Source organism: Sphingomonas bacterium, assembly GCF_028289855.1.
Lineage (GTDB): Bacteria > Pseudomonadota > Alphaproteobacteria > Sphingomonadales > Sphingomonadaceae > Sphingomonas.
Map to the genome: position 1 here is coordinate 1 of NZ_JAQGKZ010000004.1, position 6211 is coordinate 6211.

Genomic DNA, 6211 nt, shown 5'->3' on the forward strand with positions numbered 1-6211 from the left:
CCATCTTGAGTTCGATCGACCCGCACTGGACGGCATTACGCTCGCCGAGCGACCCGTCGTCGTTGACCAGAATCTAGGGCACGACGAACAGCGAAATGCCCTTCGAGCTTTCGGGCGCGCCCGGCGTCTTGGCCAGCACCAGATGGATGATGTTGCTGGTCAGGTCATGCTCGCCGGCGGAGATGAAAATCTTGGTCCCGGTGATGCTGTACGATCCGTCGGCCTGCGGTTCGGCCTTGGTGCGGATCAGCCCGAGGTCGGTGCCGCATTGCGGTTCGGTCAGGTTCATGGTGCCGCCCCACTCGCCCGACACCATCTTGGGAACGTATTTTGCCTGCTGCTCCGGTGATCCCTTGACTAACAAGGCGGCGATCGCGCCGTGGGTGAGCCCCGGATACATCGCGAACGCCATGTTCGAGGAAATCATATATTCCTGGAACGCGGTCGAGACGACGTGCGGCATCGCCTGGCCGCCGAATTCGGCGGGCGCGGCGAGCGTGCCCCAGCCCGATTCGACGAACTGGGCGTACGCTTCCTTGAACCCCTTTGGCGTCGTAACGCTGCCGTCGTCATGGCGCGTGCAGCCTTCCAGGTCGCCCGACTGGTTGAGCGGGAACAGCACCTCCGCGACGAAGCGTCCGCCCTCATCCAGCACCGCGTTGACCGTGTCCGGGGTCGAGTTTTCGAAGCCCGGCAGGTTGGCGTAGCGGTCGATCCCGAGCACTTGGTCGAGCACGAAGCGCGTGTCGCGCACTGGGGGCGTGTAATTCGGCATGGTCAGTCCTTCCGGTCGCTGTCGCGCGCCGTTTCGAGCAAGGCGGTGAATTCGGTCAGTTCGGCGATCGCGGCGTCGATGTCGTGTTTCTGCGCGTTGAGCGTGTCGATCCGGGCGCGGCAGCGGTCGATCGTACGCTGGCGCTGTGTCCGCCGCCCGTCGCCGACGTCGTACAGGTCGATCAGTTCGCGAATGTCGGTCAGCGAGAAACCGACGCGCTTGCCGCGCAGGATCCAGGCGAGCCGCGCTCGGTCGCGGTGCGAATAGACGCGCTGCGTGCCGCGCCGCTCAGGCGCGATCAGCCCTTCATCCTCGTAAAAACGCAGCGCCCGCGCGGTGACACCGAATTCAGCCGACAGATCGGAGATCGAGAAACTCTCATGATCGGCAAGCGGCTCGATCGCGGCATTGGAGGGTACCCAAGGCATCCGCGATCAATATTCCAGCTTTACGTTTACGTCAACGCTACTTGCCGCCGCAGAGCATCCTGCCGCGCCCGTCGCGTAACGCCGCCGCCTCCGATGGCGAATCGCTCAGCCGTTCGACATTGAGCCCGGCTAGCGACGCGCGTTTCGAGCAGGCTTTCTGGCAAGCGTCGGGCAACGCGCCGGGAATCGCGATGCGATCGCCATCGAACTTCGCGTCGAAACTGCACCCCGGCACGCTGGTCAACTCGATATGCAGCGTCTCCCCGGCGCGTGTCGCTTCGCCCGACCCACTGCAGAAATAATCGTCGCCGTAATCGACGTACAATCCAACGCGGAACGCGGTTGCGCTGGGGACGACGCAGATCTTGTCGCGATCGCGCGCGTATAGTCCGGTCGGATCGGTGTTGGCGGGATCGGAGATGATCCCGGCGTCGATTGCTGCGGCCTCCAGGCTGGACGGAGTCGGCCGCGCATCGGGCGCTGATTGGTTTTGACAGCCGGTGAGCAGTGAGACGGCCACCAATCCTGTCACGCTTCCCCGCCGAAGGCCGGGGCCCAGTATCGGGCCGCCGGCAGCTGGGCCCCGGCCTCCGCCGGGGAAGCGTAGAAAGTTGACGACGCGGCTCAATCGACTCGCTCCAGTGCATCGCCTGAAACTCGCCGATAGAAGCATGACCGCTCGCCAGTATGACACGCCGGCCCCGCAGGATCGACGATCAGCCATACCGCGTCCTGATCGCAATCGATCCGTACCTCGCGCACGTGCATCGTGTTGCCCGACGTCGCGCCCTTGCGCCACAATCCGCCGCGGCTGCGCGACCAGAACACCGCTTCGCCGCTGTCGACCGTCGCCTTCAGCGCCTCGGCGTTCATGTGCGCGACCATCAGCACGCTGCTCGAATCACCATCGGTGACCACCGCCGTCACCAAGCCATTGGCATCCCATTTCGGATCGAGCGTCTGCCCGGTTTCGCGCGAGTCGGTCATGGTCCCTCCCTAGCTGCCCGCAGCGCTTCCCACAAAATGCGCGCCGCGATGATGACAAATGCGCGACAAAGCCAAACCGCCTGACTATATGGCCCTCGCGCCACAGCATCCGGACCCCCTCATGCTGACGACCAATCCGTTCGACGACGACAAGCTCCGCGAGGAATGCGGTGTGTTCGGTGTGTCCGGCGCCGATGGCGCAGCCGCGCTGGTCGCGTTGGGTCTGCACGCGCTCCAGCATCGCGGGCAGGAAGCCGCCGGCATCACCAGCTGGGACGGCGCGCATTTCCACAGCCACCGCGCGATGGGGCATGTCGCGGGCAATTTCGACCGCGACGAGATTATGACCGCATTGCGTGGCGACGTGGCGTGCGGGCATGTTCGCTATTCGACGACCGGCGAAACCGCGCTGAGGAATGTCCAGCCGCTCTACGCCGAACTTGCCACCGGCGGCTTCGCTGTCAGCCATAACGGCAACATTTCCAACGCGATGTACCTGCGTGACGATCTCGTCTCGCGCGGCGCGATCTTCCAGTCGACCAGCGATACGGAGGTGATCCTCCATCTCGTCGCCACCAGCAGCTATCGCGATCCGCTCGAAAAGTTCGTCGATGCCTTGCGCCGAGTCGAGGGTGCCTGGTCGCTAATCGTGATGACGCCGCAGGGGATGATCGCCTGCCGCGACCCGCTAGGCATCCGCCCGCTGGTGATGGGGCGGCTCGACGGCGCGTACATCTTCGCCTCGGAAACCGTCGCGCTCGACGTGGTCGGGGCAGAGTTCATCCGCTCGATCGATCCGGGCGAACTGGTGATCGTCGAGAACGGCCAGCTCCGGTCGCTCCGCCCATTTGGCAACGCGGCCCCACGCCCATGCATCTTCGAATGGGTCTATTTCTCGCGGCCCGATTCGATCGCTGGCGACGGCGACCAGTCGGTGTACTCGGTGCGCAAGGCGATCGGCGCGCAGCTGGCGATCGAATCGCCAGTCGAGGCCGACCTCGTCATCCCGGTCCCCGATTCGGGCGTTCCGGCCGCGATCGGCTATGCGCAGCAATCGGGCATCCCGTTCGAGCTCGGCATCATCCGCTCGCACTATGTCGGGCGTACCTTCATCCAGCCGGGCGACCAGATCCGCCGGCTCGGCGTCAAGCTGAAGCACAACGCCAACCGCGCGCTGATCAAGGGCAAGTCGATCATCCTGGTCGACGATTCGATCGTGCGGGGCACCACTAGCCTCAAGATCGTCGAGATGATGCGAGAGGCCGGGGCGCGCGAAGTACATATGCGCATCGCCAGCCCGCCGACGACGCATTCGTGCTTCTATGGCGTCGATACGCCCGAGCGCGACAAGTTGCTCGCGTCGCGCTTCAACGTCCCCGGCATGACCGATTTCATTCACGCCGACAGCTTGGCGTTCGTCAGCATCGACGGGCTGTACAAGGCGCTTGGTGAGACCGGACGCAACGACATGACCCCGCGTTATTGCGACGCGTGCTTCACCGGCGACTATCCCACGCGTCTGACCGATCACGATGCGCTTGACGCCGAACTCGCCCTCCACGAAGCGGCGGAATGACCAAAAGATTTGAAGGACAACTCGCGCTGGTGACCGGCGCGAGCCGGGGGATCGGCGCTGCCACCGCCTTAGCGCTCGCCGCCGAGGGCGCGCACGTCATTCTGACCGCGCGCACGGCGGGCGCGCTCGAGGAAGTAGAGGAAGCAATCCACGCTGCCGGCGGCACCGCGACGATCGCGCCGCTCGATTTGACCCAGACCGACAATATCGCTCGGCTAGCGACAGCGGTTGCGGGACGCTGGGGTGCACTCGATATCATGGTGCTCAATGCGGCAATGCTCGGGTCGCTTTCGGCGGTGCCCGCGATCGATCCGGGCGAATTCGCCAAAGTGATGACGCTCAACGTCAGCGCGCAGGCGGCGATGATCGCGGCGTTCGATCCAGCGCTCCGCAAGTCGGCGCATGCACGGGTGATCGCGCTTACGTCCAGCGTCGGGCGCAAACCGCGCGCCTATTGGGGCGCTTATGGCGCGTCGAAAGCGGCGATGGAGACGTTGGTGCTTGCTTACGGCGAGGAAGTCGAAGCGGTCAGCAAAATCCGCGTTGCGATCATCGACCCCGGTGCCACCCGCACTAAGATGCGCGAGCGCGCATATCCCGGGGAGGACCCCGCCAAGGTCAAGCCGCCCGAGGAGGTCGCCGCGCGGATCGTGTCGCTGATCGCAGACGACTTCGCGTCGGGGCATGTCGAACGGATTGACTGAGCGCGAGCTATTGCGCCGCAGCCTCCAGTTTCGCCCACAATGCCCCCCGCGCCTTGGATAGATCAGGGCCTACCGCCTTTGGCCATGCGCTCGACGTGACGATCACCAGTTTCTTTGCCGGGTCGACCAGAATGCTCTGCCCGAAAATGCCGATCGCGGCGAAGCGGCCGCCTGGGAGTACCCACCATTGGTAGCCATAGCCGCCGCCGGGGCCGAGGTCGGGGGTCGCGGGGATTTGTGACGTGGTCGCCCTAGCGAACCAGCCATCGGGGACTACGCCCTTCCCACCCGACAGCGCGAACATTCCCATTCGGGCATAGTCGCGCAGACCGACCGACAGGCAGCAGCCGCTGACTTCGTTCCCCGCCTGATCGGTCATCCAGAATGCGTCGCGCTCCATCCCCCAAGGCTTCCAGATTTTTTCGCTGAGATAGGCCGCGAGCGTCTTCTTCGTCGCGCGTTCGACCAGCACACCGATCAGATTGGTCTCGCCGGTCTTGTAGACCCACTTCGTGCCGGGTGGATCAGCGCGCGGCAACGTGCGCATATAGGCGACGGTCGGGTCGGCGCCCGCCGGCACCGGTTTGGAGAACATCCGCGCCACGTCGGAATTGGGGTCGGTATAATCCTCGTTCCATTTGACGCCCGAGGTCATCGTCAGCAGCTGGGCAATGGTCACCCCGTCATAGCCACTGCCCGCCAGGTCGGGGATATAGCGTGTCACCGGATCGTCGACCGAACCGATATAGCCGTCGCGGATCGCCGCACCGACCAGCGTCGAGGTGAACGACTTGGCGACCGAGAAGGATGTCCAGCGCCCGTCGCGATCAAAACCCCGCGCATAGCGTTCGAGGCGAATCTTGCCGTCCTGCAGCACGATCATGCCGGAAACGTTCTGCGCCGCCATGAATGGCGCGACATCGCCCTCGGCGATCGGCAGCGCGGCGCCCGCCGGCAGCGGATGTACGCGACCGCCGGCCTTGACGATGTGCCCGGGGAACTTGGCCTCCATATGGGGGAAATTGGCGTCGCGCTGGGCCTGATCCCAGAACAGGATCTCGGCGCCGGCGAGGCGGATATGCGCCTCGGCCGCAGGGTCGAGCGGCGGGCCGGCCATGATCGGGGCCCAGCGAGAATTCGCGCCGACGCATCCGGCCAGCGCCAGCGCGGCGAGCAGCAGCTTCGCTTTGGTCATCACCCCTCCTTGATCAGCGTCACCTGCACGACATCGATGCCGCCGCCGCGAAAGCCGCCCTCGCAATACATCAGATAGTAGCGCCACATCGCGACGAAGTCCGCGTCGAACCGTACCGGTAGCCGCCCTTCGGCGGCCGCCTCATCGAATGCGCCGCGCCAGCGTTTCAGCGTTTCGGCATAATGCAGCGCGAAGCCATGCCGGTCGTGCCACGCCAGGCCGTTGCGCTCGGCGATGGCACGGAAGCGGTTTTCCGAGATCAACATGCCGCCGGGGAAGATGTAGCGCTGGATGAAGTCGACACTCGACGCATAGGCCTCGAAGATCGCGTCATCGATCGAGATCAACTGGATCGCCGCGCGACCGCTCGGTTTGAGTGCAGTGGCGACCGCGCGGAGATAGGCGGGCCAATATTCCTCACCCACTGCCTCCACCATCTCGATGCTGGCGACGGCGTCATATTGACCAGTCACGTCGCGATAGTCGGTCAGCGATACGGTGACGCCCGGCAGATCACGCGCATCGACGAATGTCTTCTGCTCCTCC

7 protein-coding genes and 1 pseudogene are annotated in these 6211 nt (G+C 64.8%); 2 read left to right on the forward strand and 6 right to left on the reverse strand.

Annotated elements, in window-relative coordinates; translation table 11 throughout:
* The 4 genes and pseudogenes from JWM94_RS00165 to hisI all read right to left on the reverse strand — a co-directional run.
* Window positions 1-775 (reverse strand): annotated as a pseudogene (locus JWM94_RS00165) (acyl-CoA dehydrogenase N-terminal domain-containing protein); the annotation flags it as partial.
* Window positions 776-777: 2 nt separating this feature from the next.
* Window positions 778-1203: a MerR family DNA-binding transcriptional regulator gene (locus JWM94_RS00170; protein WP_299419349.1), complete on the reverse strand. Its 426-nt coding sequence runs from the start codon at window positions 1201-1203 to the stop codon at window positions 778-780.
* Between the two features lie 37 nt (window positions 1204-1240).
* A complete protein-coding gene (locus tag JWM94_RS00175; RefSeq protein ID WP_299419352.1) occupies window positions 1241-1735 on the reverse strand; it encodes a hypothetical protein in 495 nt (164 codons plus the stop codon).
* Window positions 1736-1827: 92 nt separating this feature from the next.
* Window positions 1828-2190, reverse strand: coding sequence for a phosphoribosyl-AMP cyclohydrolase (gene hisI / locus JWM94_RS00180; RefSeq protein ID WP_299419356.1), 363 nt, complete (start codon window positions 2188-2190; stop codon window positions 1828-1830).
* 121 nt (window positions 2191-2311) lie between these two features.
* Between hisI and purF the strand changes: the two genes are divergently transcribed.
* Window positions 2312-3766: an amidophosphoribosyltransferase gene (purF, locus tag JWM94_RS00185; RefSeq protein WP_299419360.1), complete on the forward strand. Its 1455-nt coding sequence runs from the start codon at window positions 2312-2314 to the stop codon at window positions 3764-3766.
* Window positions 3763-4470 carry an SDR family NAD(P)-dependent oxidoreductase gene (locus JWM94_RS00190; protein ID WP_299419369.1) on the forward strand — a complete coding sequence of 236 codons (708 nt, stop codon included), beginning with the start codon at window positions 3763-3765 and terminating at the stop codon, window positions 4468-4470. Before purF ends, JWM94_RS00190 begins: the two co-directional genes overlap by 4 nt.
* A gap of 7 nt (window positions 4471-4477) precedes the next feature.
* Here JWM94_RS00190 and JWM94_RS00195 read toward each other — a convergent pair whose 3' ends face one another.
* Together JWM94_RS00195 and JWM94_RS00200 are read right to left on the reverse strand one after the other, a co-directional pair.
* On the reverse strand, window positions 4478-5665 hold the full coding sequence (locus tag JWM94_RS00195) for a serine hydrolase (protein ID WP_299419372.1): 1188 nt from the start codon (window positions 5663-5665) through the stop codon (window positions 4478-4480).
* Window positions 5665-6211: class I SAM-dependent methyltransferase (locus JWM94_RS00200; RefSeq protein ID WP_299419376.1), on the reverse strand; the 547-nt coding region annotated here is incomplete at its 5' end. The genes JWM94_RS00195 and JWM94_RS00200, both read right to left, overlap by 1 nt.

Excerpts from the sequence above, each read along its gene's own strand:
- JWM94_RS00190 (WP_299419369.1), top strand. The coding sequence starts at position 3,763 with ATGACCAAAAGATTTGAAGGACAACTCGCGCTGGTGACCGGCGCGAGC.
- JWM94_RS00170 (WP_299419349.1), bottom strand. The coding sequence starts at position 1,203 with ATGCCTTGGGTACCCTCCAATGCCGCGATCGAGCCGCTTGCCGATCAT.
- JWM94_RS00195 (WP_299419372.1), bottom strand. The coding sequence starts at position 5,665 with ATGACCAAAGCGAAGCTGCTGCTCGCCGCGCTGGCGCTGGCCGGATGC.
- hisI (WP_299419356.1), bottom strand. The coding sequence starts at position 2,190 with ATGACCGACTCGCGCGAAACCGGGCAGACGCTCGATCCGAAATGGGAT.
- purF (WP_299419360.1), top strand. The coding sequence starts at position 2,312 with ATGCTGACGACCAATCCGTTCGACGACGACAAGCTCCGCGAGGAATGC.